30 protein-coding genes are annotated in these 24,679 nt (G+C 70.5%); 17 read left to right on the top strand and 13 right to left on the bottom strand.

The genetic code is table 11. The annotated features are described in order from the left end of the window. The 4 genes from VGL85_RS13970 to VGL85_RS13955 all read left to right on the top strand — a co-directional run. The coding region (locus tag VGL85_RS13970; RefSeq protein ID WP_331589562.1) for a tetratricopeptide repeat protein at positions 1-644 on the top strand (644 nt) is incomplete at its 5' end. A 21-nt stretch (positions 645-665) separates the two neighbouring features. Next, positions 666-1,331: an LON peptidase substrate-binding domain-containing protein gene (locus VGL85_RS13965; protein WP_331589561.1), complete on the top strand. Its 666-nt coding sequence runs from the start codon at positions 666-668 to the stop codon at positions 1,329-1,331. Between the two features lie 12 nt (positions 1,332-1,343). Continuing rightward, complete coding sequence (locus VGL85_RS13960) at positions 1,344-1,574, top strand: Trm112 family protein (protein WP_331589560.1); 231 nt, start codon at positions 1,344-1,346, stop codon at positions 1,572-1,574. After that, on the top strand, positions 1,564-2,046 hold the full coding sequence (locus VGL85_RS13955; protein ID WP_331589559.1) for a hypothetical protein: 483 nt from the start codon (positions 1,564-1,566) through the stop codon (positions 2,044-2,046). The genes VGL85_RS13960 and VGL85_RS13955 overlap by 11 nt, the downstream gene beginning before the upstream one ends. A 162-nt stretch (positions 2,047-2,208) precedes the next feature. On the opposite strand, the gene VGL85_RS13950 is transcribed toward VGL85_RS13955, so the two are convergent. Further along, entirely contained in the window at positions 2,209-3,483 is a 1,275-nt protein-coding gene (locus VGL85_RS13950) for a UbiH/UbiF/VisC/COQ6 family ubiquinone biosynthesis hydroxylase (RefSeq protein WP_331589558.1), read from the bottom strand. A gap of 4 nt (positions 3,484-3,487) precedes the next feature. Beyond that, a complete protein-coding gene (locus VGL85_RS13945; RefSeq protein ID WP_331589557.1) occupies positions 3,488-4,312 on the bottom strand; it encodes an enoyl-ACP reductase in 825 nt (274 codons plus the stop codon). Between the two features lie 123 nt (positions 4,313-4,435). Between VGL85_RS13945 and VGL85_RS13940 the strand changes: the two genes are divergently transcribed. Further along, entirely contained in the window at positions 4,436-6,214 is a 1,779-nt protein-coding gene (locus VGL85_RS13940) for a chloride channel protein (protein ID WP_331589556.1), read from the top strand. Between the two features lie 114 nt (positions 6,215-6,328). Here VGL85_RS13940 and fabB read toward each other — a convergent pair whose 3' ends face one another. From fabB to VGL85_RS13925, 3 genes are all read right to left on the bottom strand, one after another. After that, positions 6,329-7,540, bottom strand: a complete 1,212-nt coding sequence (gene fabB / locus VGL85_RS13935; protein WP_331589555.1) for a beta-ketoacyl-ACP synthase I — start codon at positions 7,538-7,540, stop codon at positions 6,329-6,331. A gap of 10 nt (positions 7,541-7,550) precedes the next feature. Further along, on the bottom strand, positions 7,551-8,066 hold the full coding sequence (gene fabA / locus VGL85_RS13930) for a 3-hydroxyacyl-[acyl-carrier-protein] dehydratase FabA (RefSeq protein ID WP_331589554.1): 516 nt from the start codon (positions 8,064-8,066) through the stop codon (positions 7,551-7,553). A gap of 76 nt (positions 8,067-8,142) precedes the next feature. Beyond that, positions 8,143-8,682, bottom strand: a complete 540-nt coding sequence (locus VGL85_RS13925) for an SH3 domain-containing protein (RefSeq protein WP_331589552.1) — start codon at positions 8,680-8,682, stop codon at positions 8,143-8,145. Positions 8,683-8,813: 131 nt separating this feature from the next. On the opposite strand from VGL85_RS13925, the gene VGL85_RS13920 reads away from it, so the two are divergent. Together VGL85_RS13920 and VGL85_RS13915 are read left to right on the top strand one after the other, a co-directional pair. After that, positions 8,814-9,800, top strand: coding sequence for a D-glycerate dehydrogenase (locus VGL85_RS13920; protein WP_331589551.1), 987 nt, complete (start codon positions 8,814-8,816; stop codon positions 9,798-9,800). Positions 9,801-9,915: 115 nt separating this feature from the next. After that, a complete protein-coding gene (locus VGL85_RS13915) occupies positions 9,916-11,922 on the top strand; it encodes a S9 family peptidase (RefSeq protein WP_331589550.1) in 2,007 nt (668 codons plus the stop codon). Between the two features lie 15 nt (positions 11,923-11,937). Here VGL85_RS13915 and VGL85_RS13910 read toward each other — a convergent pair whose 3' ends face one another. Further along, on the bottom strand, positions 11,938-12,591 hold the full coding sequence (locus tag VGL85_RS13910) for an O-methyltransferase (RefSeq protein WP_331589549.1): 654 nt from the start codon (positions 12,589-12,591) through the stop codon (positions 11,938-11,940). Beyond that, the gene (locus tag VGL85_RS13905) at positions 12,588-13,349 is read right to left on the bottom strand and encodes a molybdopterin-synthase adenylyltransferase MoeB (RefSeq protein WP_331589548.1); all 762 of its coding nucleotides are present in this window, start codon (positions 13,347-13,349) and stop codon (positions 12,588-12,590) included. The genes VGL85_RS13910 and VGL85_RS13905 overlap by 4 nt, the downstream gene beginning before the upstream one ends. Before the next feature lie 115 nt (positions 13,350-13,464). On the opposite strand from VGL85_RS13905, the gene VGL85_RS13900 reads away from it, so the two are divergent. Beyond that, positions 13,465-14,364 carry a DUF4440 domain-containing protein gene (locus VGL85_RS13900; RefSeq protein ID WP_331589547.1) on the top strand — a complete coding sequence of 300 codons (900 nt, stop codon included), beginning with the start codon at positions 13,465-13,467 and terminating at the stop codon, positions 14,362-14,364. Here VGL85_RS13900 and VGL85_RS13895 read toward each other — a convergent pair. Then, positions 14,361-14,888, bottom strand: coding sequence for a DUF2244 domain-containing protein (locus VGL85_RS13895; protein WP_331589546.1), 528 nt, complete (start codon positions 14,886-14,888; stop codon positions 14,361-14,363). The genes VGL85_RS13900 and VGL85_RS13895 overlap by 4 nt on opposite strands. Positions 14,889-14,900: 12 nt before the next feature. On the opposite strand from VGL85_RS13895, the gene nth reads away from it, so the two are divergent. From nth to VGL85_RS22175, 8 genes are all read left to right on the top strand, one after another. After that, positions 14,901-15,629, top strand: coding sequence for an endonuclease III (gene nth, locus VGL85_RS13890; RefSeq protein WP_331589545.1), 729 nt, complete (start codon positions 14,901-14,903; stop codon positions 15,627-15,629). Between the two features lie 175 nt (positions 15,630-15,804). Continuing rightward, positions 15,805-16,797: an adenosine kinase gene (locus VGL85_RS13885; protein ID WP_331589544.1), complete on the top strand. Its 993-nt coding sequence runs from the start codon at positions 15,805-15,807 to the stop codon at positions 16,795-16,797. Next, the gene (hisB, locus tag VGL85_RS13880; RefSeq protein ID WP_331589543.1) at positions 16,794-17,384 is read left to right on the top strand and encodes an imidazoleglycerol-phosphate dehydratase HisB; all 591 of its coding nucleotides are present in this window, start codon (positions 16,794-16,796) and stop codon (positions 17,382-17,384) included. Before VGL85_RS13885 ends, hisB begins: the two co-directional genes overlap by 4 nt. A gap of 11 nt (positions 17,385-17,395) precedes the next feature. After that, complete coding sequence (gene hisH, locus VGL85_RS13875) at positions 17,396-18,031, top strand: imidazole glycerol phosphate synthase subunit HisH (RefSeq protein WP_331589542.1); 636 nt, start codon at positions 17,396-17,398, stop codon at positions 18,029-18,031. After that, complete coding sequence (hisA, locus tag VGL85_RS13870) at positions 18,028-18,750, top strand: 1-(5-phosphoribosyl)-5-[(5-phosphoribosylamino)methylideneamino]imidazole-4-carboxamide isomerase (protein WP_331589541.1); 723 nt, start codon at positions 18,028-18,030, stop codon at positions 18,748-18,750. The genes hisH and hisA overlap by 4 nt, the downstream gene beginning before the upstream one ends. 16 nt (positions 18,751-18,766) lie before the next feature. Further along, positions 18,767-19,552 (top strand): imidazole glycerol phosphate synthase subunit HisF, encoded by a 786-nt coding sequence (gene hisF / locus VGL85_RS13865; protein WP_331589540.1) that lies wholly within the window; start codon positions 18,767-18,769, stop codon positions 19,550-19,552. Beyond that, complete coding sequence (locus VGL85_RS13860) at positions 19,549-19,884, top strand: phosphoribosyl-ATP diphosphatase (RefSeq protein WP_331589539.1); 336 nt, start codon at positions 19,549-19,551, stop codon at positions 19,882-19,884. The genes hisF and VGL85_RS13860 overlap by 4 nt, the downstream gene beginning before the upstream one ends. A 31-nt stretch (positions 19,885-19,915) precedes the next feature. After that, positions 19,916-20,278, top strand: coding sequence for a TonB family protein (locus VGL85_RS22175; protein ID WP_414695261.1), 363 nt, complete (start codon positions 19,916-19,918; stop codon positions 20,276-20,278). Here the strand turns inward: VGL85_RS22175 and VGL85_RS13855 are convergent. Genes VGL85_RS13855 through timA form a run of 3 tightly spaced genes read right to left on the bottom strand, consistent with a single transcriptional unit; the run spans position 20,275 to position 22,573 of the window. After that, positions 20,275-20,790, bottom strand: a complete 516-nt coding sequence (locus tag VGL85_RS13855) for a Smr/MutS family protein (RefSeq protein ID WP_331589538.1) — start codon at positions 20,788-20,790, stop codon at positions 20,275-20,277. The two genes, VGL85_RS22175 and VGL85_RS13855, sit on opposite strands and share 4 nt — an antisense overlap. After that, a complete protein-coding gene (locus VGL85_RS13850; protein ID WP_331589537.1) occupies positions 20,787-21,941 on the bottom strand; it encodes an MltA domain-containing protein in 1,155 nt (384 codons plus the stop codon). The genes VGL85_RS13855 and VGL85_RS13850 overlap by 4 nt, the downstream gene beginning before the upstream one ends. A gap of 8 nt (positions 21,942-21,949) precedes the next feature. Next, positions 21,950-22,573, bottom strand: a complete 624-nt coding sequence (gene timA, locus VGL85_RS13845) for a TIM44-related membrane protein TimA (protein WP_331589536.1) — start codon at positions 22,571-22,573, stop codon at positions 21,950-21,952. A 157-nt stretch (positions 22,574-22,730) separates the two neighbouring features. Between timA and secB the strand changes: the two genes are divergently transcribed. Then, complete coding sequence (gene secB, locus VGL85_RS13840) at positions 22,731-23,225, top strand: protein-export chaperone SecB (protein WP_331589535.1); 495 nt, start codon at positions 22,731-22,733, stop codon at positions 23,223-23,225. A gap of 157 nt (positions 23,226-23,382) precedes the next feature. Here the strand turns inward: secB and dnaQ are convergent, their stop codons facing one another. Continuing rightward, positions 23,383-24,090, bottom strand: coding sequence for a DNA polymerase III subunit epsilon (dnaQ, locus tag VGL85_RS13835; protein ID WP_331589534.1), 708 nt, complete (start codon positions 24,088-24,090; stop codon positions 23,383-23,385). Positions 24,091-24,121: 31 nt separating this feature from the next. Next, positions 24,122-24,679 (bottom strand): dephospho-CoA kinase (gene coaE, locus VGL85_RS13830; RefSeq protein ID WP_331589533.1); only part of this gene is annotated, 558 nt, incomplete at its 5' end.

Raw genomic sequence — 24,679 nt, 5'->3', positions numbered from 1 at the left:
AGTCGATCCCGGCGGTGTTCGCCTTCGTGGACGGCCGCCCGGTGGACGGCTTCATGGGCGCCCTGCCCGACAGCCAGGTGAAGGCCTTCGTCGACAAGCTCGCCAAGACGGCCAAGGGCGGCCCCTCGCCGATCGACGAGGCGCTGGCCATGGCCGCGGAGTCGCTGGAGCTCGGCGACATGGGCGGCGCGGCCCAGGCTTACGCCCAGGTGCTGCAGGCCGATCCCGGCAACCCCAAGGCCCTGGGCGGCCTGGCGCGGGTGTACCTGGCCTCCGGCGACGCCGAGCGGGCGCAGGAAGTCCTCGACATGGCCCCGCCCGAGGCCAAGGACCCTGACCTGGATTCGGTGCGCGCGGCCCTGTCGCTGGCCGCCGAGGCGCCATCGGAGACCGCCGAGTTCGAAAAGCGGCTGGCCGCCGACCCCGACGATCACGAAGCCCGCTTCGAGCTCGCCAAGGCGCTCGCCGCCGGCCACGGGCTGGAGGCCGCGGCCGATCACCTGCTGGCGATCATCGAGAAGGACCGCGACTGGAACGACCAGGCGGCGCGCCGGCAGCTGCTCACCGTCTTCGAGGCCGCGGGCCAGATGTCGGACATCTCCCGCAACGGCCGACGCCGCCTTTCGGCCATCCTGTTCAGCTGAGGTCGGGCTCAGGAGCCAAAGATGCCCGGCTACCGCAAGACGGCAGACCTGCCGCAGATGATCCCGGTCTTCCCGCTGGACGGCGCGCTGCTGCTGCCCGGCGGCGACCTGCCGCTGCAGATCTTCGAGCCGCGCTACCTCAACATGATCGACGACGTCATGGCCGGCGACCGGATCATCGGCATGATCCAGACCCGCGCCGGCGGCGACCGGATGCGGCCCAGGCTATCGAACGTGGGCTGCGCGGGACGGATCACCAGCTATGCCGAGACCTCCGACGGCCGCTACCTGATCACGCTGACCGGCGTCTGCCGGTTCGATGCGGGAGAGGAGCTGGCGCTGCCCACACCCTACCGGCAGCTGCGCGCGCGCTATGAGCGTTTCGACGCCGACCTGGCGCAGGGCGACGAGCAGCCCCAGGCGCCGGCCGCCGCGCGCGAGCGCTTCGCACGGGCGCTGAAGCGCTACCTCAACCGGCGTGAGCTCGACATCGACTGGGAGACCGCCCAGACCGCGCCCCTGGAGGCGCTGGTCAACTCCCTGGCCATGGGCCTGCCGTTCGAACCCGCCGAGAAGCAGGCGCTGCTTGAGGCGCCGGCGCTGGCCGACCGCTTCGAGACGCTGGCCACCCTGCTGGAGATCGACGGCGTCGACGACGGCGATGACGCCAGCCCGTCGGTGCAGTAGGACTGCGCCCCGATGAGCGATCCGAACCTCCCTGCCCCGACCTCCACACATGAGCCCGCCCCGATCGAGGTGGACCCGCGCCTGCTGGAGATCCTGGTCTGCCCGCTGACCCACGGGCCGCTGGAGTATGACCGCGCCCGGGGCGAGCTGGTCAGCCGCTCGGCCAGGCTCGCCTACCCGATCCGCGACGGCGTGCCGATCATGCTGCCGGAGGAGGCCCGCGAGCTTACCGATGCCGACTAAGGGCTCCGGCGACGTCGGCGCCCATGTGCGCCGCTTCGGCATGCTGCACGTGATCATCGCGATCGCGGCGATCGCGGCGGCGACCTTCTTCGGCTACGATTTCCTGCGCGGGCGCAGCAGCAACATCGCCACCGCCGAGGCCTGGGACATCAAGGGCCCGCCGTGTACGACGCTGACCCTCGAGCAGTGGAACGCCAGGCGCCTGAAGGTGCGCGAGACCACCAACTACGATGGCCGGATGATCGGCCGCTGGTCCGGCGACGTTTCCTGCTCGGACATCCACACCAAGGGCGGCGCGGGCATCACCGTCGACCGCATCTGCCAGTTCACCAACCCGACCGACCTGGCGATCAAGACCCCGGCCGGCGAGTTCTACTTCGACACCGGCACGGGCCAGCCCGCGACCGTGGCCCTCCACAAGGACATCCCGAAGTGCGTCCTGGCCTCGAAGTTCACCCGGGCGACGGAGTAGGTCTCCCTTTCCGCTGAACGTCATCCCCGGCCTTGTGCCGGGGATCCATGCGCGCGGGCGTCTGAGATCTATCTGCGAAATCGGTGTCTATGGACGGCCGGAGTGAGCGGGCGACTCCCATCCTCTCAGGATGGTTTTCCCCCTTGAGTTTCGTAGTCACCCCTACAGCGCCTCGCCCCGCAGCAGCCGCGGCAGGTCCCCCATCGCCCCGCCGGCCTCGGTCATGAAGAACCGCCGCGCAGGGCCGATGCGGTTGACCGCCGCCATGCCGAGCCCGCGCGCCAGGCGTAGCGCCGGGTTGTCGTTGGAGAACAGCCGCACGAAGGCGTCCATGCCGGCCGACAGGGTGACGGTGTCGAAGCGCCGCCAGGCGGCGTAGCGCTCCAGCACCACTTCGGAGCCGATATCCTCGCCCAGGCGCGCGGCGTCCACCAGCACCTCGGCGAGCGCCGCGGCGCCCTTGAGCCCCAGGTTCAGACCCTGGCCGGCGATCGGGTGGACGCCGTGCGCCGCGTCGCCCAGCAGAGCCGCGCGCGGCGCGACGAACCGCTCGGCGAGCTGCAGGCTCAGGGGATAGGTGAACACCGGCCCCTCGACGCGCACGGCGCCCAGGAAATCCCCAAAACGGCGGTCGAGGTGGGCCTGGAAGACCTCCGGCCGCGCGGCCTTCAGCGCCGCGCCCCGCGCCCGGCTCTCGGTCCAGACCAGGCTCGCGCGGTTGTCGGTGAGCGGCAGGATGGCGAACGGGCCGCCCGGCAGGAAGTATTCGTGCGCCACGCCCTCGTGCGGCCGCTCCAGGCGCACCGTCGCCACCACCCCGGTCTGCGGGTAGTCCCAGCCGATGGCGCCGATCCTGGCGGCGGTGCGGATCACCGAGCCGCGCCCTTCCGCGCCCACCGCCACCGGGGCGTTCAGCACCCGGCCGTCGTCCAGCGTGACCACCGCCTCGCGCGCACCGAATTCGGCCCTGGCCACCTTGGCCGGGGCCAGCACCGGGATGCCCGCCGCGCCGATGGCGGCGGCCAGCGCGGCGCGGACGTGGCGGTTCTCCAGCAGATAGCCCAGAGGCTCACCGTCGGAGCTGTCGGCGATCTCGGCGCTGTCGAAGCGCAGGAAGAACGGCCCCGGCCCGCCGCGCGCCGAGGCCCCTGGCGTCTTGCCGTCAGTGACCAGGATCTGCTCGATCCGCTGGGCGTGGGGTTCGAGCGCCGCGCCGACGCCCAGCGCCCGCCACTGGCGGAAGGCGGCGTAGGCGATGGCCCAGGCGCGGCCGTCGAAGCTGGGCGCGAGCTGAGCGTCGAACGGCTGCGGATCGATCAGCACCGGGCTCAGGCCGCCCTGCTTCAGGGCGAGCGCCAGGGTCGCGCCCGCCACGCCCGCGCCGGCGATGACGACGTCGATGTCCTTAGGGATGTCGGCCGCAACCGCGTCGGTCATGCGCTCAGCCCTGCGCGGGCGCCTCCTCGTCGTCGACGAAGCCCATGATGTGGAAGCCGGCGTCCACGTGCACAACCTCGCCGGTGGTCGAACGCCCGAGGTCGGACAGCAGCCACAGCGCAGCCCCGGCCACGCCTTCCATCGAGGTGTCCTGCTTCATCGCCGAGAACGAGCGGCCCTTGGTCAGCAGGGCGCGGCCGCCCTGGATGCCGGCCAGCGACAGCGTCTTCATCGCCCCGGGCGACAGGGCGTTCACCCGGATGCCGCCGGGGCCCAGGTCGCGGGCGACGTAGCGGACGCAGGCTTCCAGCGCCGCCTTGGCCACGCCCATGGTGTTGTAGTTCGGGATCGCGCGTTCGGAGCCCATGTAGGTGAGGGTCAGGATCGAGCCGCCGTTCGGCATCAGGGCCGAGGCGCGGCGGGCGCAGTCCACGAAGCTGTAGGCCGAGACGTCCATGGCGGTCTGGAAGCCCTGGCGGGTGGCGTTCTCCACGAAGGAGCCGCCGATCTGGTCGCGCGGGGCGAAGGCGATGGCGTGGACGAAGAAGTCGATGGTTCCGAACTTGGCCTTCACCTGGTCGAACGCCGCATCCATGGTGGCGTCGTCGGTAACGTCGGCCGGGGCGATCAGCTTGGCGCCGACGCTCTCGGCCAGCGGGGTCACCCGCCGCTCCTGGCCGGGCACGTGGAAGAAGGCCAGCTCGGCGCCCTGGGCGGCCAGCTGGCTGGCGATCCCCCAGGCGATGGACTGGTGGTTGACGACGCCGGTGACGATGCCGCGCTTGCCGCGCATGAGCTCGCCCTTGGGCATCTGATAGTCTTCGGCCACGGAGCCCTCTCCTCTGCTGTCGCGTCCTGCGAGGGTTGTGGCCGCCGCCCGCGACCAAGGCAAGCGGCCAAACACCCTTCAATTTCGCGGCTAGGGCGGCCATACGAGGGGGCTGGAGCCGCGATGATCGACGTTTCCTTCCTGGCGCCGCCCAAACGCTGGCCGGTCCGCCTGCTGGGCGCCTTCCGCCGCCGGATGCGCGCGAGCGAGCTGTGGCTGATCACGCTCTCGGTGGCGGTCGGCGGCGCGGGCGGCCTGCTGGCGGTGGCCCAGGGGCGCATCGCCCATGGGCTGCAGAGCCTGCTCTACCGCATCGGCGAGGCCGACCACCTGAGCGCGGTCGGCCACATCCCCATCGGCCGGCTGGCCTGGCTGCCGTTCGGCGGCCTGGTCCTGGGCCTGTTCACCTGGCTGGTGGCGCGGCGGCGCAGCACGGGCCTTGTGGACGTGGTCGAGGCCAACGCCCTGCACGGCGGGGTGCTGGGCCTGGCCGACAGCGCCATCGTCTGCGTCCAGACCATAATCTCCAACGGCTTCGGCGCCTCGGTGGGGCTGGAGGCGGCCTATGCCCAGGCGGGCGGCGCGGCGGCGAGCTTCGCCGGTCAGCGCCTGCGGCTGCGCCGCCACGACATGCGCATCCTGGTGGGGGCCGGCGCAGGCGCGGCCCTGGGCGCGGCGTTCGGCGCGCCGCTCACCGGGGCCTTCTACGCCTTCGAGATCGTCATCGGCTCCTACACGCCTTCGGCCATCGCCCCGGTGGCCGCCGCCTGCCTGACCGCCGTGCTCACCGCCCGCGGAGCCGGCGGCCTGCCCTATTCCATCGAGATCAAGACCCAGCATGCCCCCGACGCCATCGGCTACGCCCTCTATTCGGGCCTGGGCCTGATCTCGGCCCTGGTGGGCGTGACGATCATGCGCCTGGTGGCCGCGGCCGAGCGGATTGTGCGCCGCGTCGCGATCCCCGCCCTGATCCGCCCGGCCCTGGGCGGCATGCTGCTGGGCGGGGTGGCGATGGTCTCGCCGCAAGTCCTGTCGGCCGGTCACGGCGCGTTGCACCTGGACCTGGCGGTGGGCATGCCGATCGCGATCCTGGCGATCGTGCTGCTGCTGAAGATCACCGCCTCGATCATTTCCCTGGGCTTCGGCTTCCGGGGCGGCCTGTTCTTCGCCTCGCTGTTCCTGGGCTCGCTGCTGGGCCAGATCTACGCCGGCCTGCTGGACCTGACCCCGCTCACCGAGAAGCTGGCGCCGGAGAACGCCGCCCTGGTGGGCATGGCGGCGCTGGCCGTCTCCATCGTCGGCGGGCCGCTGACCATGAGCTTCCTGGTGCTGGAGGCGACCGGCGACTTCGGCGTCGCCGCCGCCGCCCTCAGCGCCGCGCTGATCGCGTCCACCGTGGTGCGCGAGCGGTTCGGCTATTCCTTCTCCACCTGGCGGCTGCACCTGCGCGGCGAGACCATCCGCAGCGCCCGCGACATCGGCTGGGTGAAGAGCCTCACCGCCGGCAAGATGATGCGCCCCGACCCGCAGACGGTGGCCGCCGCCACCCGCGTCGAGGCTTTCCGCCAGCGTTTCCCGCTGGGCTCGGCCACCCGCGTCCTGCTGCTCGACGAGGACGCGCGCTATGCCGGCGTGCTGGTCACCGCCGACGCCTTCCAGGAGAGCACCGACCCCCAGGCCGAGGTCGCGAGCCTGGCCATCCACAAGGATCTGACGCTGGCGCCGGACATGGATGTCGAGGCGGTGATGCGCACCTTCGAGGACGAAGGCGCCGACGAGCTGGCGGTGGTGGACGCCGAGCGGCGCGTGCTGGGCCTGCTGGCCGAGGCCTATGTGGTGCGCCGCTACGCCGGCGAACTGGAGCGCCGGCAGCTGGAGATCTACGGCGAGGCCAAGGACTGAGTCCGCCCCCTCCTTTATCCTTTCCCTCTCTTCGGGGGCGAGGAGGCGGAAAAGCTGCGCCCATCTCCTCTCCCCCCGCCAAGCGGAGAGGGAGAGGATAAAGGAGTGGGAGTTCTACACCCGCGCCATCACCAGGCACCCATTGGTGCCGCCGAACCCGAAGCTGTTGCTCATCACCGTCGCCAGCGGCTTGTCGGCGCGCTGGCGCAGGATCGGCAGGTCGGCGAAGGCCGGGTCGAGGGTGTCGATGTTGGCGCTCTCCGCCGCGAAGCCGTTGTTCAGCATCAGGAGGCAGTAGATCGCCTCCTGCGCGCCTGCCGCGCCCAGGCTGTGGCCGGTCAGCGACTTGGTGGACGAGATCATCGGCGCCTTGTCGCCGAACACCTGGCGCACCGCCTCCATCTCGCGCTCGTCGCCCACCGGCGTCGAGGTGCCATGCGGGTTCAGGTAGTCGACGGTGCGGCCGCCGGCCATGCGCAGCGCCATGTTCATGCAGCGCACCGCGCCCTCGCCGGACGGGGCCACCATGTCGTAGCCGTCGGAGTTGGCCGCGTAGCCCACGATCTCGCCATAGATCTTCGCGCCTCGGGCCTTGGCGCGATCATAGTCCTCCAGCACCACGATCCCGCCGCCGCCGGCGATGACGAAGCCGTCGCGGGCGACGTCGTAGGCGCGGCTGGCGACCGCCGGGGTGGCGTTGAAGTTCGAGCTCATGGCGCCCATCGCGTCGAACATGACGCTCAAGGTCCAGTCCAGCTCCTCCACCCCGCCGGCGAACACCAGGTCCTGCTTGCCCATGGCGATCTGCTCGTAGCCGACCCCGATGCAGTGGGCCGACGTCGCGCAGGCCGAGGAGATGGAGAAGTTCAGGCCCTTGATCTTGAACCAGGTGGCCAGCACCGCGCTGGCGCCCGAGCTCATCGCCTTGGGCACGGCGAAGGGGCCGACGCGCTTGGGGCCCTTGGTGCGGGTGATCTCGGCGGCCTCGACGATGGCGCGGGTGGACGGCCCGCCCGAGCCCACCACCAGGCCGGTCATCTCATGGCTGACCTCGGCCTCCTCGAGGCCCGCGTCGGCGATCGCCTGCTCCATGGCCAGGTGCCCGAAGGCGGTGCCCTGGGCCAGGAAGCGGGCCGCGCGCCGGTCGACCATGGATTCCCAGTCGATCTGCGGCGGGGCGTGCACCTGGCAGCGGAAGCCCAGCTCGGCGTATTCCGGCGCGGCCACCACGCCCGACTTCGCGTCCCTCAGCGACGCCAGCACCTCATTGGCGTTGTTGCCGATCGAGGAGACGATCCCGATGCCGGTGACGACGACGCGGCGCATGTCCTGGCCCTCACGTCCTCTGGGACAAGCCGACCCTTAGATCGGCTGCGGTATAGATGGGGTTGCCGTCGGCTTCCAAAACCCCGTCGCCGACCCCCATCACCAACCTGCGATTGATGACACGCTTCATCTCGATTTTGTACGTGACCTTTTTTATGGCCGGCGTCACCTCGCCGCCGAACCGGACTTCGCCGCAGCCGAGCGCGCGCCCGCCGCCCTTGCCGCCGATCCAGCCCAGGTAGAAGCCGACCAGCTGCCACAGCGCATCCAGGCCCAGGCTGCCGGGCATGACCGGGTCGCCCAGGAAGTGGCAGTCGAAGAACCAGAGGTCCGGGCGAACGTCGAATTCGGCCTCGATGTAGCCCTTGCCGTGGGCCCCGCCATGGTCGTTGATCACGGTGATGCGGTCGAACAGCAGCATCGGCGGCGCCGGCAGCTGGGCGTTGCCCGGGCCGAACATGTCGCCCCGCGCGCACGAGAGCAGCTCCTCGAACCCATAGTGGTCCTTCTGCTGGAAGTCCGTCATCGCCTGTTTGGTCCCTTCACAAGGGGGCTTGGCTAGCAGAGCCGCAGGAACGGCTCAATGCCACCGGTTTATCCGCTTATTGGCCCGTGCGGCACTGCGGAGCGTCGGTCGTGCCCCAGAGCACGCCCTCGCGCACCCAGCCCGAAGCGTGGTCGGCCTTGACCTTGCACCAGCCCTTCTCGCACCGATCCAACGCCGCCAGGGCCTTGGGGTTCAGGAAGGCGGCGGGCTTGTAGCCGTCTTTCGGCCGCTTCAGCATCGGAACGGCCTGGCCGGTGGTGTTCATGGCGGTGCGCCGCCCGTCGGTGGTGCGCTTGTGCACCCAGGCCAGCGCGCCCTCCGGGTCGCAGACGCGGCGCCACTCGCTGGTCTCGGCGATCACCTGCAGCGGCAGGCCGCGCACCCGATAGACGAAGAGCAGCCTGTGGTCGTCGCCCGGGCCGGCGCGGGCGTTGACCTTGTCGAACTTCAGCGAAACGTAGCGCGGCACCGGCATGCCCGACGGCGTCTGGCGCTCCGCGGGCGCGGCCCGCGCCAGCGTGGCTCCGGTCAGGGAGATGCTGGCCAGGGTGATTCCGCCCAGGGCCGCCGCCAGCCCGATCGCCACGGACGTCATCACGGCCTTGCGCGTCCTCACCAAATCCTGCGCCTCGCCTTGGCCGCTCATGGAGCCTTTGCTAGAGGTGTGAGCAACCGACATGCGCCGGCGAGCCGGCGCGCAAACCTTTCCTCTTATCCAAGTCCGACATGGCCGCCCGCAAGCCGAAAGTCATCGTCACGCGCAAACTGCCCGACCAGGTCGAGACGCGGATGCGTGAGCTGTTCAACACCGAGCTCAATCTCAGCGATGAGCCGTTGAGCCGCGCCCAGCTGGCCGACGCCCTGGGCCGCGCCGACGTGCTCGCGCCCACCATCACCGACAAGATCGACGCGACCCTGCTGGAAAAGGCCGGACCGCAACTGAAGCTGATCGCCAACTTCGGCGTCGGCGTCGACCATATCGATATCGCCGCCGCCAACGCCCGCGGCATCGCCGTCACCAACACGCCCGGCGTGCTGACCGAGGACACCGCCGACCTGACGCTGGCGCTGATCACCGCCGTCGCGCGCCGCATCGTCGAAGGCGCCGGCGTCACCCAGGCCGGCGGCTACACCGGCTGGGCGCCCACCTGGATGATGGGCCACCGGCTCACCGGCAAGCGGCTGGGGATCATCGGCATGGGCCGGATCGGCCAGGCGGTGGCGCGCCGCGCCAAGGCCTTCGGCCTGCAGATCCACTATCACAACAGAAAGCCGGTCAGCCCGCGCATCGCCGACGAGCTGGAGGCGACCTACTGGGACAGCCTCGACCAGATGCTGGCGCGGATGGACATCGTCTCGGTCCACTGCCCGCACACGCCGGCCACCTACCACCTGCTCTCGGCGCGCAGGCTGAAGCTGCTGCAGGCCCACGCCCTTTTGATCAACACCGCCCGCGGCGAGATCATCGACGAGACGGCGCTGGCCGAATTGCTGAAGTCGGGCGGCATCGCCGGCGCCGGCCTCGACGTCTTCGAGTTCGAGCCGAAGATCAATCCCAAGCTGCTCGGCCTGCCCAACGCGGTCCTGCTGCCCCACCTGGGCTCGGCCACCATCGAGGGCCGCATCGACATGGGCGAGAAGGTGATCATCAACATCCGCACCTGGATGGATGGCCACAAGCCGCCGGACCGCATCATCCCCTCGATGATGTGACCGCGCCCAGCGCGCGTCCTGCGACGATGAGGACCCGCCCACCCCGGCTCCGATGGGTTGACGCCGCCCGGGCGCAACTTGAGGATGACGCCAGGGTCGGGGGGCTCGTTTTCGCGTGATCCACCGTCGGAATCTGCTGGCCGCGGGCGTCGGCGCGCCGCTGGCGGCCTTGATCCCGGCCGCCGCCATCGCCGCCGCCCAGCCGCCGAGCCTCGATGAGCTGCTGGGGCCGGCGGACACCCTGGACGTCGACCTGTCGCCGGACGGCAAGCGCCTGGCGATCCTGCGCCAGCAGGTCGACGGCGACAAACGCAAGGCGTTCGTCCTGATCTCCAAGGTCGACGACATCACCGCCACCCCCTCGGCCGTGGCGCTGGGCGAAAAGCACGTCAACGCCGTCAAGTGGGCGAACAATGGGCGCCTGCTGATCTGGCTCTCCTTCTGGGCCGACGAGAACGGCCACCCCAACGGCTATCTGATCGGCGACATCTTCATCCCCGTGCCGGTCAAGCGCGTCCTGTCGATCGGCGCCGACGGCCGCGACCCCATCGTCCTGTTCGGCCAGCAGAAGTCGATGATCGCCCGCTCGTTCGACACCTCCACCGTCGTGGACTTCCTGGTCGACGAGCCGGGCCACGTCCTGATGCAGGTCTGGGATTTCAGCCGCAACGCCTTCGGCCTCTACAAGGTCGACGTCGCCACCGGCGCGGCGGACCTGGTGGAACGCGGCTCGCGCGACACCGACTTCTGGATGACCCAGCGCGGCGTGCCGGTCCTGCGGATGGACACCAACAGCCGCCGCACCGTGGGCTCCGTGTTCGGCCGCGCGCCCGGCGAGACCGAGTGGAAGCTGGTCCGCAAGGCGCGCCTGGATGAGCTGCGCAAGCTGCCGGACTTCGAGATCGTTGGCGTGACCCCGGAGGCCGGCGTGTTCCTGGTCTCGGCCCATGGCGAGGGCGACGACACCAGCGTCATCCGCCGCTTCGACCTGAAGACCATGCAGTTCGGCGACACCGTGGCCCAGCAGCGCGGCCATGACATGGTCGGCGCCTTCGTCGACCAGCGCGGCGCCCTGGTCGCCAGCGGCTATATCGCCGACCGCCTGGACTACCAGTTCGCCGATCCGTCGCTGGCCGCCCATTTCCGGGCGGTGAACAGCTATTTCCACAACGAGTGCAATGTGGAGATCGTCAACGTCGACGACGGCCACAAGCGGTTCATCTTCCGGGTGAGCGGGCCGCGCGACCCCGGCTCGTTCCACGTCTACCATCGCGATGGCGCGAAGCTCGAGCAGATCGGCGTCCAGCAGCCGGCGCTCACCGCCGATCGCCTGGCGCCCATGGAGGCGCTGCGGGTCAAGACGCGCGACGGCGACGAGATCACCGCCTACCTCTCCAGCCCGATCGGCCATCCGACGGACCAGCCGCTGCCGCTGGTGGTCTATCCGCACGGCGGCCCGGAAGATCGCGACACCCTCGACTTCGACCTGTTCGTGCAGGCCTTCGCCGCGCGCGGCTGGCGGGTGCTGCAGCCGAACTTCCGCGGATCGGGGGGCTACGGAAGGGCCTTCGCCGACAAGGGGCGCCGGCGCTGGGCCGACCGGATGCAGGAGGACATCGAGGACGCGGTGGCTCAGGTCGTGGCCGCCGGGCGCGCCGATCCCGCCCATATCGCGATCTGCGGCGCGAGCTACGGCGGTTATGCGGCCCTGATGGGCGCCGTGCGCCAGCCCAGGCAATACAAGGCCGCGGTCTCGATCGCCGGCGTCAGCGACCTGATCGAGATGATGGCCTTCGTCCGTCACGAGGACGGGGCCGACTCGCCGATCTACGCCTATTGGCTGGCCAGCATCGGCGACCCCAAGGCCGATGAGGCCGCCCTGGTCACCGGCTCGCCGCGCCGCCGGGTCAAGGAGATCCAGGCCCCGATCCTGCTGATGCACGGAACCGAAGACACCATCGTCGATCCCAACCAGTCGAAGATCATGGCCAAGGCGCTGAAAGATGCCGGCAAGCCCTACGACTATCTGGAGTTGAAGGGCGAAAACCATCGGGGGTGGTCGCACGACACCACCAAGACGGTGATCGCCACCGCCGCCGATTTCATCGCCAAGCACATCTAGGGCCGCTGCGCCACCCTAGCGCTCCACCCGGATCAGGCAGAAGCCGTCCCAGCCCTTGGAGCCTACCGTCTGCACCGCCGTGGCGCTGACCCGGGGCTCGGCGGCGACCAGCTCGAACATCCGGCGGATGCCCTGGACGTTGGCGTCGCCATTCGGGTTGAGCGCCGCGCCCTGGCGCACCACATTGTCGACCACGATCAGCGACCCTGGCCGCGAGAGCTTCAGCGCGCCCTGGAAATAGTCGGGGTTGGAGGCCTTGTCGGCGTCGATGAAGCTGAAGTCGATCGGCCCCTCGACCCCGGCCAGCAGGTCGACGCCGCGCCCGACCCGCACCTCGACCTGGGCCCCGAAGCCGGCGCGCGCGATGTTCTTGCGGGCCACCTCGGCGTGCTTCGCCTCATATTCCAGGCTGACCAGCCGCCCGTCGGCCGGCAACGCCCGCGCGAGCCAGATGGTCGAATAGCCGCCCAACGTGCCGATCTCCAGGATGCGCCGCGCGCCCACGCTCTGGGCGAGCAGCATCAACAGCTTGCCCTGGTTGGGCGCGACGGCGATCTTCGGCAGGCCGGCCGCATCGCTGTCGGCCAACGCCTGCGCTAGCGCCGGGTCGTCCGGCTGCAACGCGCCCACCAGATAGTCGTCCACCGCCGTCCAGTCCGCCGCGCTCACGAGCCTGCTCCTCCGCCACACACCGGGCATTCCGGGTCCGCGCCCACCTTCACCGTTCGGGTCTCCGCCGCCAAGGCGTCGTAGATCAACAGCCTTCCGCTGAGCGGCGCACCCGCGTCCACGATGAGCTTGATCGCCTCGAGCGCCATCATCGAGCCGATCACCCCGGCCAGCGCCCCCACCACGCCCACCGCCGTGCAGGTCTCGGCGTCCGGCGGAATCTCCGGCACCAAGCAGCGGTAGCAGGGCCTGGCGTGGAAGACGCCGACCTGCCCGGTCCAGCGGCCGATGGCGCCGGAGACCAGCGGCAGGCCGTGACGCACGCAGGCGGCGTTCACCGCATAGCGGACCGAAAAGTCGTCGGTTCCGTCGAGGACGATATCGGCCTCCGAGCACAATACGTCGGCTGTCGCATTGTCGAAGCAGCCGTCGAGCCCGTGAACCTCGATGTGCGGGTTCAGCGCCTTCAACCGCGCCGTGGCGGCGCGCGCCTTGGGATGGCCGATGTCGGCCTCGGCGTAGAGCACCTGGCGCTGCAGGTTGGAGCGCTCGACCGTGTCCGGGTCGGCCAGGGTCAGGCGGCCCACCCCGGCGGCGGCCAGGTAGAGGGCGGCCGGCGCGCCCAGGCCGCCGGCGCCGACGATCAGCACCCGGGCGGCCTTCAGCCGCTGCTGGCCCGGGCCGCCCACCTCGCGCAGGACCAGGTGGCGGGCGTAGCGCTCGATCTCCAGGTCGTCGAATTCCACGGAGTGTTCCATCGGCGGCATCTTGGGCCTCGGCCGCGCCGGCGCAACCGTTCGTCGCACTGGTCCGGCGCCCGGGCGACAGGCTAATCCATAGCCGGGGCGTGTTGTTGTGGAGACCTCCGGGACCGTGTCGAAGACAACCTTGGCGCTGGCCGCCGCCAGCCTGCTCGCCCTTTCCGCCGCCACCGCGCCCCAAGCCGCCCCCCGAGCCGCGGCCAGGGCCGCGACGCCCGCCCGCGCGGCCGATCCGGCCGAGGTCGTGGCCGCCGAGCGCGCCTTCGCCGCCCGCGCCGGCGAGGTCGGGATCGCGCCCTCCTTCCTGGAATTCATGACCGACCAGGCGGTGGTCCTGCGTCCGGAGCCGATGCTGGCCCGGGCGGTCTATGGGGCCGCCCCGCCGGCCAGGACGCCTAAGGAGGGCGGGACGCGGCTGAACTGGTGGCCGAATTTCGCCGGCGTCGCGCGCTCCGGCGACCTCGGCTTCACTACCGGACCGGCGAGCGTCAACGGCGGGAAGCCTGGCGCCTTCTACTTCACCGTCTGGGCCAAGCAGCGCGACGGCGCCTGGAAGTGGCTGTTCGACGGCGGCGTCGAGGCCGACGGCGGATCGGCGCCGGGCGCGGACGCCGCGCCCGTCTTCCTGCCGCCCGGCGACGCCAGGCCGCTCGCGCCCGACGTGGCGATGGACCAGGTCCGCGCCGCCGAGATCGCGCTGGCCGCCAAGGCCCGCACCGACGTCGCCGCCGCCTATCGCGCCGCGCTGGCGCCCGATGCGCGGATCCAGGGCTCGAAGCTCGCGCCCGCCACGACGCCGGCGGCCGTCGACCGCGAGCTCGCCACCCGCGCCAAGGCCATCGCCTTCGGCCCGATCGGCGGCACGGCCTCCAGGGCCGGCGACCTGGCCTGGACCTACGGCGACGCCCGCTGGGACGGCGGCCGCGGCCACTATGTGCGGGTCTGGCAACGCCGGGGTGGCCACTGGCGCATCGTCTTCGACCAGATCGTCGCGATAGAGCCCGCGAACTAGCCCCGCTCGCGCCGCGCCTCGGAGATGGCGTTCTGCAGGGCCTCGGCGAACTCGCCGCGTTCGCGCGGGCTGAGCGCCTGGGCGACCGGAACCTGCTTGCCGGACAGCGCCAGGGTGACGCCCAGCGTGCGGTTCTCTTCCTTGTAGTGGTTCACCCGGGTGAAGGCGGTCGGGCTTTCCCAGACCACCCGGCTCCACTGCGGCGTCTCGTGGGTCACCACCACGTCGCGCGCGGTGATCCGCACCCGCTCCACCCGCCGCGCCGAGCCGTAGGAGACCCCGAAGGCCACCAGCACCGCGACGATGTCGATGCCCAGGAAGATCGGCACGAAGGTCGCGCCCATGTGCACGAAGACCGCCGCCGAGCAGCAATTGGCCACCGTCACCACCGTGATAAGGATGATGAACCCGCGCTCCGAAAGCGAGCGATGCGGCGTGATCACCGCGTCCATGTAGGTCTGGCCGGCCACGGGCCCGAACATAGGCCCGGAAACCGCCTTGGCGGAAGGGGTCGAGCCGGCCATCTTGCGCCTTCCATGGCCAAGCCCCCGAAGACCGCGAAACCGCCCAGGAAGCCCAGGCCCAAAGCCCGCGGGAAACCGCCGGCGAAAAAGCGCCTCAGCCCCGCCGAACAGGCGCGGATCGCCGAGATCTTCCGCCGCTTTGAGGCCGAGGGGAGCGATCCGCGCACCGAGCTCGACTACGAGAGCCCCTTCACCCTGGTGACCGCCGTGGCGCTCTCGGCCCAGGCGACCGACGTCTCGGTCAACAAGGCGACGACCAGGCTGTTCCAGGTGGCCGACACCCCGCAGAAGATGCTGGCGCTCGGCGAGGCGGGGCTGAAGCCGTTCATCGCCTCCATCGGCCTCTACAACTCCAAGGCCAAGAACGTCATCGCCATGAGCCGCATCCTGGTGGAGCAATACGGCGGCGAAGTGCCGCTGAACCGCGAGGCGCTGCAGGCCCTGCCGGGCGTTGGCCGCAAGACCGCCTCGGTGGTGTTGAACGAACTGCGGATCGAACCCGCCATCGCCGTCGACACCCACGTCTTCCGCGTCTCCCACCGCCTGGGCCTGGCCACCGGCAAGACCCCCGACCAGGTCGAGGCCCAGCTGATGGCCATCGTGCCTGCGCCGCTGCAGACCCGCGCCCACCACTGGCTGATCCTGCACGGCCGCTACGTCTGTGTGGCGCGGCGCCCGAAGTGCGAGGACTGCGTGGTGGCCGACCTCTGCCCCAGCCGGAAACTGTTCGTCGGCCAATAAGCCGCTCATCCCGGCGAAAGCCGGGATCCAAGCGATGCCTGCAAGTCGAGCACGACCTTGCCACCCCCCACCGCCCAATGGGTCCCGGCTTTCGCCGGGAAGAGCGGGTTGAGTTGTCGCGAAAGACCTTTTCCTCTAAGCCCCGCCCTCGCTGCTTCCGCCTGAAAGCCCAAGAATGCCAGACCTCTACGACGTCGCCGCCATCGGCAACGCCATCGTCGATGTGATCGCCCCGGCTGACGACGCCTTCCTGGTCGCCAACCGGCTCGACAAGGGCGCGATGATGCTGGTCGATCAGGCGCGCTCGGCCGAGCTCTACGGCAAGATGAAGGCCGGGGTGGAAACCTCCGGCGGCTCGGCCGGCAACACCATCGCCGGCGTCGCCAGCCTGGGCGGCAAGGCGGCCTATCTGGGCAAGGTGGCGGACGACGCGCTCGGCGCCACCTTCACCCGCGAGATGCGCGCCATCGGCGCCCACTTTTCCCCCACGCCGCTGGTCGGCGGGCCGGCGACGGCGGTCTCGATGATCAACGTCACCCCGGACGCGCAACGCACCATGTGCACCTTCCTGGGCGCCTCGGTGGAGTTCACCGACGCCGACGTGACGCCCGCCGTGATCGAGGGCGCCAGGATCGTCTACCTCGAGGGCTACCTGTTCGACGCCGAGCCGGCGCGCAAGGCCTTCGCCAAGGCCGCGGCCCTGGCGCGCGGCTCCGGCCGGATGCTGGCCATCACGCTGTCCGACGGCTTCGTGGTCGAGCGCCATCGCGGCGGCCTGCTGGAATTCATCGAGAGCCAGGTCGACCTGGTGTTCGCCAACGAGGTGGAGATCAAGTCGCTGTTCCAGACCGACAGCTTCGACGAGGCGATGGCCGAGATCATCCCGCGGGCCAAGCTCGCGGCGGTGACCCGCAGCGAGAAGGGCTCGGTGGTGATCAGCCATGCCGAGACGGCCCATGTGCCGGCCTATCCGGTGGAGAAAATCGTGGACACCACTGGCGCCGGCGACCAATACGCGGCCGGGTTCATGTTCGGCCTCGCCCGCGGCCGCTCGCTCACGGACTGCGCCCGGCTGGGCGCGCTGGCGGCGGCCGAGGTGATCTCGCACTATGGCCCGCGCCCGCAGGTGAGCCTGCAGGACCTGGCCAAGGGGAAGGGCCTGATATGACCCGGAAAGCGGAAGTCGTCCGCAACACCAAGGAGACCCAGATCCGAATCGTTCTCGATCTGGACGGCTCGGGCGAGTCCAAGGTCTCCACCGGCATCGGCTTCTACGACCACATGCTGGAGAGTTTCATCCGGCACGGCGGGTTCGACGCCACGATCGAGACCAAGGGCGACCTGCACATCGACATGCACCACACGGTGGAGGACACCGGGATCGTGCTGGGCCAGGCGTTCCACCAGGCGCTGGATGGCTTCAAGGGCGTGCGCCGCTTCGGCCACGCCTACATCCCCATGGACGAGACCCTGACGCGCTGCGCCATCGACCTTTCGAACCGGCCCTATCTGATCTGGAACGTCGACTTCAAGACGCCCAAGGTCGGCGACATGGACACCGAGCTGTTCAAGGAGTTCCACCACGCCTTCGCCATGAACTGCGGGGCCTGCGTGCACATCGAGACCCTTTACGGGACCAACTCGCACCACATCGCCGAGAGCGGCTTCAAGGCGCTGGCAAGGTCGCTGCGCGCCGCGGTCGAGATCGACCCCAAGACCCACGGCCACGCCCCCTCCACCAAGGGCGTGCTCTAGGAACTCGATCCATGAGCGTCGCCCTGATCAATTACGGGTCGGGCAACCTGCGCTCGGCCGAAAAGGCCCTGGTCCGCGCCGCGGACGGCAGGCACCAGATCCTCGTCACCGACGATCCGGACGCGATCGCCCGCGCCGAGCGGATCGTGCTGCCGGGCGTCGGCGCCTTCGCCGCCTGCATGTCGGCGCTCGAGGCCCGGCCCGGCGTGATCGAGGCCATGACCGAGGCGGTGAAGCAGAAGGGCGCGCCGTTCTTCGGCATCTGCGTCGGCATGCAGCTGCTCGCCACCCGCGGCCTGGAGTTCGGCCAGACCGCCGGCCTCGACTGGATCGCCGGCGACGTGCGCAAGCTGTCGGACGCAGGCGATCCGGCGATCAAGATCCCGCACATGGGCTGGAACGGTTTGAGCGGCGTCACCGACCACCCGGTCTTCGCCGGCCTGACAAATGGGCAGACCGTCTATTTCACCCATTCCTTCGCCTTTTTCCCGCAGGACTCGGCCGACGTCGCGGCCTATGTGGAGCACGGCGAGACGTTCCCGGCCGCGGTGGCGCGGGGCAACGTCGCCGGCGTGCAGTTCCACCCGGAGAAGAGCCAGGCCGTGGGCCTCGACCTTCTCGCCCGCTTCCTGGAGTGGCGACCGTGATCCTCTACCCCGCCATCGACCTGAAGGACGGCCAGTGCGTGCGGGTGGTGCATGGCGACCTGGACACCGCCACCGTGTTCAACGCCTCGCCGGCCGACCAGGCGCGGCAGTGGGCTGAGGGCGGCTTCCACTGGATCCACGTGGTCGACCTGAACGGGGCGGTTTCCGGCAGGGCGGTGAACCAGGCGGCCGTGGGCGCGATCCTGGAATCGGTCTCGGTGCCGGTGCAGCTGGGCGGCGGCATCCGCACCATGGGCGACATCGAGGGCTGGATCGAGGCCGGCGTCTCCCGCGTGATCCTGGGGACCGTCGCCGTGCGCGATCCCAAGATCGTCTACGAAGCGGCCAAGGCCTGGCCCGAGCAGATCGCGGTCAGCGTCGACGTGCGCAAAGGCAAGGTCGCCGTCCAGGGCTGGACGGAGGATAGCGACCTCGACGCGATCAGCGTAGCGCGCCGGTTCGAGGACGTGGGCGTTTCCGCCCTGATCGTCACCGACATCGATCGTGACGGCACGGTGATGGGCTTCAACGTCGAGGCGTTCGGGGCGATCGCCGACGCGGTGGCCATTCCGGTGATCGCCGCCGGCGGCCTGGCCAGCATCGACGACATCGTGCGCTTGAAGGCCCACAAGGGCACGCCGGTCGCGGGCGCCGTCCTGGGCCGGGCGCTCTACAACGGCGCGATCGTGCCGGACGCGGCGCTGAAGGCGGCCGCATGACTCATAAATTCTTCAAATGTTGAGGGTCCGGGTCATTCCCTGCCTGGACGTCAAGGACGGGCGCGTGGTCAAGGGCGTGCAGTTCGTCTCCCTGCGCGACGCGGGCGACCCGGTGGAGCAGGCCCGCGCCTATGACGCCGCCGGCGCCGACGAGCTGATGTTCCTCGACATCACCGCCAGCCACGAGCACCGCGGAACCATCTTCGACGTGGTCGCCCGCACCGCCGATGTCTGCTTCATGCCGCTGTCGGTGGGCGGCGGAATCCGCTCGGTCGAGAATGCGCGGGCGCTGCTGCTGGCCGGCGCCGACAAGATCTCGATCAACACCGCGGCGGTGGAGAACCGCGACCTGATCGCCGGCTGCGCCGACGCCTTCGGCTCGCAGGCGACGGTGGTGGCGATCGACGCCAAGCGCGCCCAAGACGGCAAAGGCGGCGACCGCTGGCGCGTCTTCACCTACGGCGGGCGCAACGACACCGGCCTTGACGTGGTCGACTACGCCGCCGAGGCCGTCGCCAGGGGCGCGGGCGAGATCCTGCTCACCTCCATGGACCGCGACGGCGCCAAGACCGGCTACGACCTCGACCTGCTGAAGGCCGTCTCCGGCGCGGTCGGCGTGCCGGTGATCGCCTCGGGCGGCGCCGGGAACGCCCAGCACATGGTCGACGCGGTGACCCAGGGCGGCGCCGATGCGGTGCTGGCCGCCTCGATCTTCCACTTCGGCGAGGTCTCGATCGGCGAGGTGAAACGAGCGATGGCCCGGGCGCATCTGCCGGTGCGCGAGACGGAGGCCGCCCAATGACCGGATCCGGGAGCCGTTTCGCCGAGGTGCTGGCGCGCCTCTCCGCGGTGATCGAGAGCCGCAAGGGCGCCGACCCGGCCCAGTCCTATACCGCCAGGCTGCTGGCCGACCCGTCGCTGGCGGCCAAGAAGCTTGGCGAGGAAGCCGTGGAGACGGTGATCGCCGCCACCCGGGAGGAGGCCGACGCGCTCGCCGCCGAAAGCGCCGACCTGATCTATCACTGGCTGGTGGCCCTGGCCGCCGCCGGCGTGTCGCTGGACGACGTCGCCGCCAAGCTGGAAGCCCGCGAAGGGACCTCGGGCCTGGCGGAGAAGGCGTCGCGGAAGCCTTGACTTTCACCAAGCTTGAGCTTGGCTTTGTTCTATGAGGTGTGCGGCTCTGATTTTCGCCCTGGCGCCATTGCCGAGCGGCCTGATGGCGCAAGAGGCTGCTCCCTTGACCGGGAAAGACGTAGCGGTCCACCTGGCGAAGCCCTCAACGCGAAACTATCCTGAAGCGGCCCTAAGGCGCGGCCTCGGCGGGACCGCAGAAGTGCTTTGCACCGTCACCTCAAGCGGCGAGCTTCAGGGTTGCGCCGTGACTTCCGAAACGCCGCCTGGCCTTGGTTTCGGCGCTGCGGTTCTTCGGATGACGGCAGCTTACCGAATAGAGTCCAAGGCCAACGACGGATCGGACACCGTCGGTCGGAGGTTCCTGGTCCACATGACCTTCAGCCTGCCGCGCTAGCCCCGAGGCTTGCGCTTCAGCGCCACATAGAGCGCGCCCTCGCCGCCGTGGTGGCGCGCGGCGTCGGAGAGGCCGGCCACGATGTGCGCCAGCTGCGGGGCGGCCAGCCATTCCGGAACCCGGCGCTTCAGGATCCCGTCGCCCTGGACGCCCTTGCCGGTGATCACCAGGATGGCGCGATAGCCCTCGTCCCAGGCGCGGGCCAGGAAACGCTCCAGGACGGCGCGGGCGCGGTCCTGGTCCAGGCCGTGCAGGTCGAGGCGCGCGCCGATCGGATCACGCTCCTTGGCGATGCGGTGGCGGCGGTTGGGCTCGATGGGATCGAGGTCGGGGCGAGCCTTGGTCTTCCGTGCGCCGGACGCTGGGGGCGCGATCCTCGCAGCGACATCGGCGCGGGCCTTCGCCTTCGTGGCGGTCTCCATCGTCGGCGTCGCCTTGCCCGGCAGCGGATGCACCGTCGCGGCCACCAGGCCCCAGATGCGATGATCGTCGGGTTTCAGCGGCCGCTTCATGGCGCGGCGTCCTTGGGCGCCAGGCGGTAGAGCTTCAGGGTGTGGCGCACCCGGCCGGCCTCGGCGCCGGCCACCGGCCCGGAGCCCACGAACAGGTCGGCGCGAACGTCGCCCTTGATCGCCCCGCCGGTGTCCAGCGCCAGGGCCAGGCGGCGGTAGGTGGGGAAGGCGCCTGAGAGGATCGGGGCGCCGGCGTCGATCCAATAGAGCTCGCCCAGCTGATGGAAGGCCGGGTCGATGGCCAGGGCCCGACCGCCGGGGAGAGGGACATTGGCCGAGCCCACGGGCGGCTTGCCGTCGTCGGGCGTCAGGCGGAAGAAGGCATAGCGCGGATCGAGCCGCATGATCGCGTCGGCGTCCGGCCCACGGTGCGCCGCGAGCCACGCGCGGATCGAATCCGCCGAGACGTTGTCCGCCGCCAGCAGGCCCTTGTCGCGCATCGGATTGGCCAGGCCCACGAACGGGCGGCCGTTGTTGCCGGCGTAGAGCGCCTTCATCCGCGCCCCGTCCTCGAAGGTCAGAACGCCGGAGCCCTGCACCTGCAGGAAGAACAGGTCTTCGGGCCGCATCCAGCCGAGCGGCTTGCCCGGCGGCGAGGCCTCGATGGCGGTGCGGTCGAGATAGGGCGTCTGGCTGGTGTCGCCGAGGTCGGCGGGCCGGGGCCGCACCGGAGCGCTGAAGTCGTCGCCGGGTTTGCGTCGGGCGGGGTATTCCGGCGCGAAATAGGCGGTGAGCACGCCCTCGCCGTGAGCCGGCTCGGCCCGAAAGCGATCTTCGAAGAAACGTCGCGCGCGGGCCTCGTTCAGGGGGCCGAGCGCGTTGGCGTCGCGGCACAGCTGGATGAGGCCCGGCTGTCGCGCCGCGGCGCAGGAAGCCTGGAAGGCGGCGAAGGCGGAGGCGTGGTCCTCGGCGTCCCAGCCGCGCAGGGCGGTGAGCGGCAGGGTCCGCCCCGAAGGGGCTTCCGGCTCGGCTTCGGCTGGCGCGGATTGTCGCTTCGCTGGCGCAGCGGACCGGCCGGGGCGGGCCTCCGGCGCGGCCGGGCGCTGCGGCGGCTCGCGGCCGGGTGGCGGCGGGCCAAGCTTGGGCTGATCGGCGCAGGCCGCGAGGATGACCGCGATCAGCGCCGCGCCGGCCGCCCGAAATCCCCCCACGCCGTCCCTCAAGCCTCGGCGGCGTCGACGTGGATCAGGGTCCAGTTGGGGTCGCGGCTCTTCAGGCGGCGCTCGAAGGTCCACAGTTCGGCGGTCCGCCGGTCATCGACGCCTTCGCCTTCCGGGCCCTTGGTGCGGCTGCGAAACTCGGCCAGGAAGCGGACGGTCAGGCGCGCGATGTCGGCGCCGACCACTTCGGCCGTCTCCAGGTCGGCACGCGGCGGGCGGGAGAATTCGATGGTCTCGGTGCGGTTCTCGGCCTCGCGCTGGGCGATCGCGGTGTCGAAGCCGGCCATCACCGGCGGGGCCAGCAGGGTGCGCAACTGCGCCCGGTCGCCGGCGGCGAAGGCCTTGACGATCGTTTCATAGGCCACCTTGGCGCCGCCCAGGAACTTGCCGACGTCGAAGCTGGGGTCGCCCGCCTTCACCGCCGCCAGGCCCGTCAGCCGCACGCCCTCGTCGGCGCCGCCGGCCGCCGCGGCTTCCGCCGAGCGCTCCACCGGCGTCGCGGCGGCGGGCACGGCGGTCGGGTCTTCGGGCTGGCGGCCCACGCGCCGGCCCAGCACCGCATAGAGCTGGTAGAGCACGATGGCGGCGAGGCCTGCGAAGATGATCAGCTCGAGAACTTGCAACGCGGGACCCTTTGTCCGGATTCGGTCCTGGGGACACGAACCCCTAATATAGACCGATGCAACGCCGGCGTCAGGGGCGGCGTTGCATCGGTGAGGGCGCCATGATAGCCCGCCGCCCGACAAGACTTCCCGTCAAGCCACGGAAACAACCCTTCCTATGACCGATACCGACGCCGGCGCCGGCGCGCCGACCGAAACTCCGGGCGACGCCCAGGCCGATCAGCCGGGCATCCGCATCCTGGCCCAGTTCATCCGCGATCTCTCCTTCGAGAACCCCCGCGCGCCGGAAAGCCTGCGCGGCGGCGACCAGCCGCAGATCGAGCTCGGCGTGGAGATGAACGCCCGCAGCCGCGAGGACGGCTTCTTCGAGGTCGACCTGAAGCTGTCGGCCAAGGCGGTGCGCGCCGACGGGCCGGTATTTGTGGTCGAGCTGCTCTACGGCGGCGTCTTCCAGATCGCGGGCGTCGCGGCCGAGGACATGGAGCCGGTGTTGCTGATCGAGTGCCCGCGCTACCTGTTCCCGTTCGCGCGCAAGATCATCGCCGACGTGAGCTCCGATGGCGGCTATCCGCCGTTCATGCTGGACCCCATCGACTTCGCCGGCGTCTACGCCGCGCGCAAGGCGCAGGAACAACAGGTCGGCCACGCGTAGTCGAAATCGTCCCTCCTCTTCAGGGGAGGGTGGCCGAGGCGAAATCGAGGTCGGGCGGGGGTTTGTGGGCCAAGACTCCGATGTCCAAGTCTGAACGCGACTTCCCCACCCTGATCGCTGCGCGATCTGTCCCTCCCCTAAAGAGGAGGGGTGATCCTTAGAGCCCGAACCTCGACCAGAGGTCTTCGCTCTTCACCACCTCGCGGATGAACGCCGCGTGGACCTCGCGCTCCGCCTCGGTCGAGCGTGGGGCGAGCGGGCGCGGGCGCTCCCCATAGGCGCCACGCGAGGCGGCGGTTGCCGCGGCGGTGGCCATCACGGCGGTGGTCAGTTCCAGGCGGCGTTCGCGGCCGCCCTTCAGCTCCAGATAGACCGCGGCCAGCAGCTTGGCGTCGACCAGGGCGCCGTGCTTTTCCCGCTCGCTGAGCGAGATCTTGAAGCGCTTGCAGAGCGCATCGAGGGAATTGTGCATCCCCGGGAAGCGCACGCGGGCCAGCGCCAGGGTGTCGACCCAACGGCTCTCGTGCAGGTGGACCCGGTTCACCACGCCCAGCTCGTGGTTGATGAAGTTGCGGTCGAAGCCAGCGTTATGGGCGACGATCGGGGCTTCCCCGACGAAATCCAGGAAGGCGTCCACCACCTCCGGGGCCTCGAACCTCGGCTTGCCGCGCAGGAAGGCGGCGGACAGGCCATGCACCCGCTCGGCGTCGGCCGGCATGTCGCGGCAGGGGTCGATGTAGGTGTGGAAGCTGCGGCCGGTGGGGATGAAGTCGTCGATCTCCAGGCAGGCGATTTCCACCAGCCGATGACCCAGAGTCGGCTCGAAGCCGGTGGTTTCGGTGTCGAGGACGATCTCGCGCGCCATGGCTCCTATCTGCGCCCGTTCGCGCGGCGCCTCAACCGCGCGCGGGGTCGCGGGCGGACTTGAACTGTGGATCGCGCAGGGCGGCGATGATCTCCGCCACCTTCGCGCGGGCCGGCTCCAGGCCGCGGGCGGTGTCGACCACGAAGTGGGCGCGGGCCCGCTTCTCAGTGTCGGCCAGCTGCTGGGCCAGGATGGCGTCGAGGCGCTCCGGCGTCATGCCGGGCCGGGCCAGCACCCGCTCGCGCTGGACGTCGGCCGGCGCGCTCACCACCACCACCGCATCCACATTGGCATGGCCGCCGGTCTCGAACAGCAGCGGGATGTCCAGCACAACGATGTCGGCGTGCGTGGCCTCAGCCTGCCGGAAGAAGCCGATCCGGTCGCGGCCGACGAGCGGGTGGACGATGGCGTTGAGGCGCTTCAACTCGTCCGGCTTGCCCAGCACCGCCTGGCGCAGGGCTTCGCGGTCCACCCGGCCGTCCCGCACCACGCCGGGGAAGGCCTCGCCCACGGGCCCGACCGCCGCGCCGCCGACATCGTAGAGGTCATGGACGGCCGCGTCGGCGTCATAGACCGGCACGCCGGCGTC

It is taken from the genome of Phenylobacterium sp. (assembly GCF_036501465.1).
Lineage (GTDB): Bacteria > Pseudomonadota > Alphaproteobacteria > Caulobacterales > Caulobacteraceae > Phenylobacterium.
The sequence above is the reverse complement of the archived record's forward strand: the minus strand, read 5'-3'. Positions and strand labels throughout refer to the sequence as shown.

Coding starts and splice junctions, on each gene's coding strand:
- VGL85_RS13965 (WP_331589561.1), top strand. CDS start 666: ATGCCCGGCTACCGCAAGACGGCAGACCTGCCGCAGATGATCCCGGTC.
- VGL85_RS13960 (WP_331589560.1), top strand. CDS start 1,344: ATGAGCGATCCGAACCTCCCTGCCCCGACCTCCACACATGAGCCCGCC.
- VGL85_RS13955 (WP_331589559.1), top strand. CDS start 1,564: ATGCCGACTAAGGGCTCCGGCGACGTCGGCGCCCATGTGCGCCGCTTC.
- VGL85_RS13950 (WP_331589558.1), bottom strand. CDS start 3,483: ATGACCGACGCGGTTGCGGCCGACATCCCTAAGGACATCGACGTCGTC.
- VGL85_RS13940 (WP_331589556.1), top strand. CDS start 4,436: ATGATCGACGTTTCCTTCCTGGCGCCGCCCAAACGCTGGCCGGTCCGC.
- fabB (WP_331589555.1), bottom strand. CDS start 7,540: ATGCGCCGCGTCGTCGTCACCGGCATCGGGATCGTCTCCTCGATCGGC.
- fabA (WP_331589554.1), bottom strand. CDS start 8,066: ATGACGGACTTCCAGCAGAAGGACCACTATGGGTTCGAGGAGCTGCTC.
- VGL85_RS13925 (WP_331589552.1), bottom strand. CDS start 8,682: ATGACGTCCGTGGCGATCGGGCTGGCGGCGGCCCTGGGCGGAATCACC.
- VGL85_RS13920 (WP_331589551.1), top strand. CDS start 8,814: ATGGCCGCCCGCAAGCCGAAAGTCATCGTCACGCGCAAACTGCCCGAC.
- VGL85_RS13905 (WP_331589548.1), bottom strand. CDS start 13,349: ATGGAACACTCCGTGGAATTCGACGACCTGGAGATCGAGCGCTACGCC.
- VGL85_RS13895 (WP_331589546.1), bottom strand. CDS start 14,888: ATGGCCGGCTCGACCCCTTCCGCCAAGGCGGTTTCCGGGCCTATGTTC.
- nth (WP_331589545.1), top strand. CDS start 14,901: ATGGCCAAGCCCCCGAAGACCGCGAAACCGCCCAGGAAGCCCAGGCCC.
- VGL85_RS13885 (WP_331589544.1), top strand. CDS start 15,805: ATGCCAGACCTCTACGACGTCGCCGCCATCGGCAACGCCATCGTCGAT.
- hisB (WP_331589543.1), top strand. CDS start 16,794: ATGACCCGGAAAGCGGAAGTCGTCCGCAACACCAAGGAGACCCAGATC.
- hisH (WP_331589542.1), top strand. CDS start 17,396: ATGAGCGTCGCCCTGATCAATTACGGGTCGGGCAACCTGCGCTCGGCC.
- hisF (WP_331589540.1), top strand. CDS start 18,767: ATGTTGAGGGTCCGGGTCATTCCCTGCCTGGACGTCAAGGACGGGCGC.
- VGL85_RS13860 (WP_331589539.1), top strand. CDS start 19,549: ATGACCGGATCCGGGAGCCGTTTCGCCGAGGTGCTGGCGCGCCTCTCC.
- VGL85_RS22175 (WP_414695261.1), top strand. CDS start 19,916: ATGAGGTGTGCGGCTCTGATTTTCGCCCTGGCGCCATTGCCGAGCGGC.
- VGL85_RS13855 (WP_331589538.1), bottom strand. CDS start 20,790: ATGAAGCGGCCGCTGAAACCCGACGATCATCGCATCTGGGGCCTGGTG.
- secB (WP_331589535.1), top strand. CDS start 22,731: ATGACCGATACCGACGCCGGCGCCGGCGCGCCGACCGAAACTCCGGGC.
- dnaQ (WP_331589534.1), bottom strand. CDS start 24,090: ATGGCGCGCGAGATCGTCCTCGACACCGAAACCACCGGCTTCGAGCCG.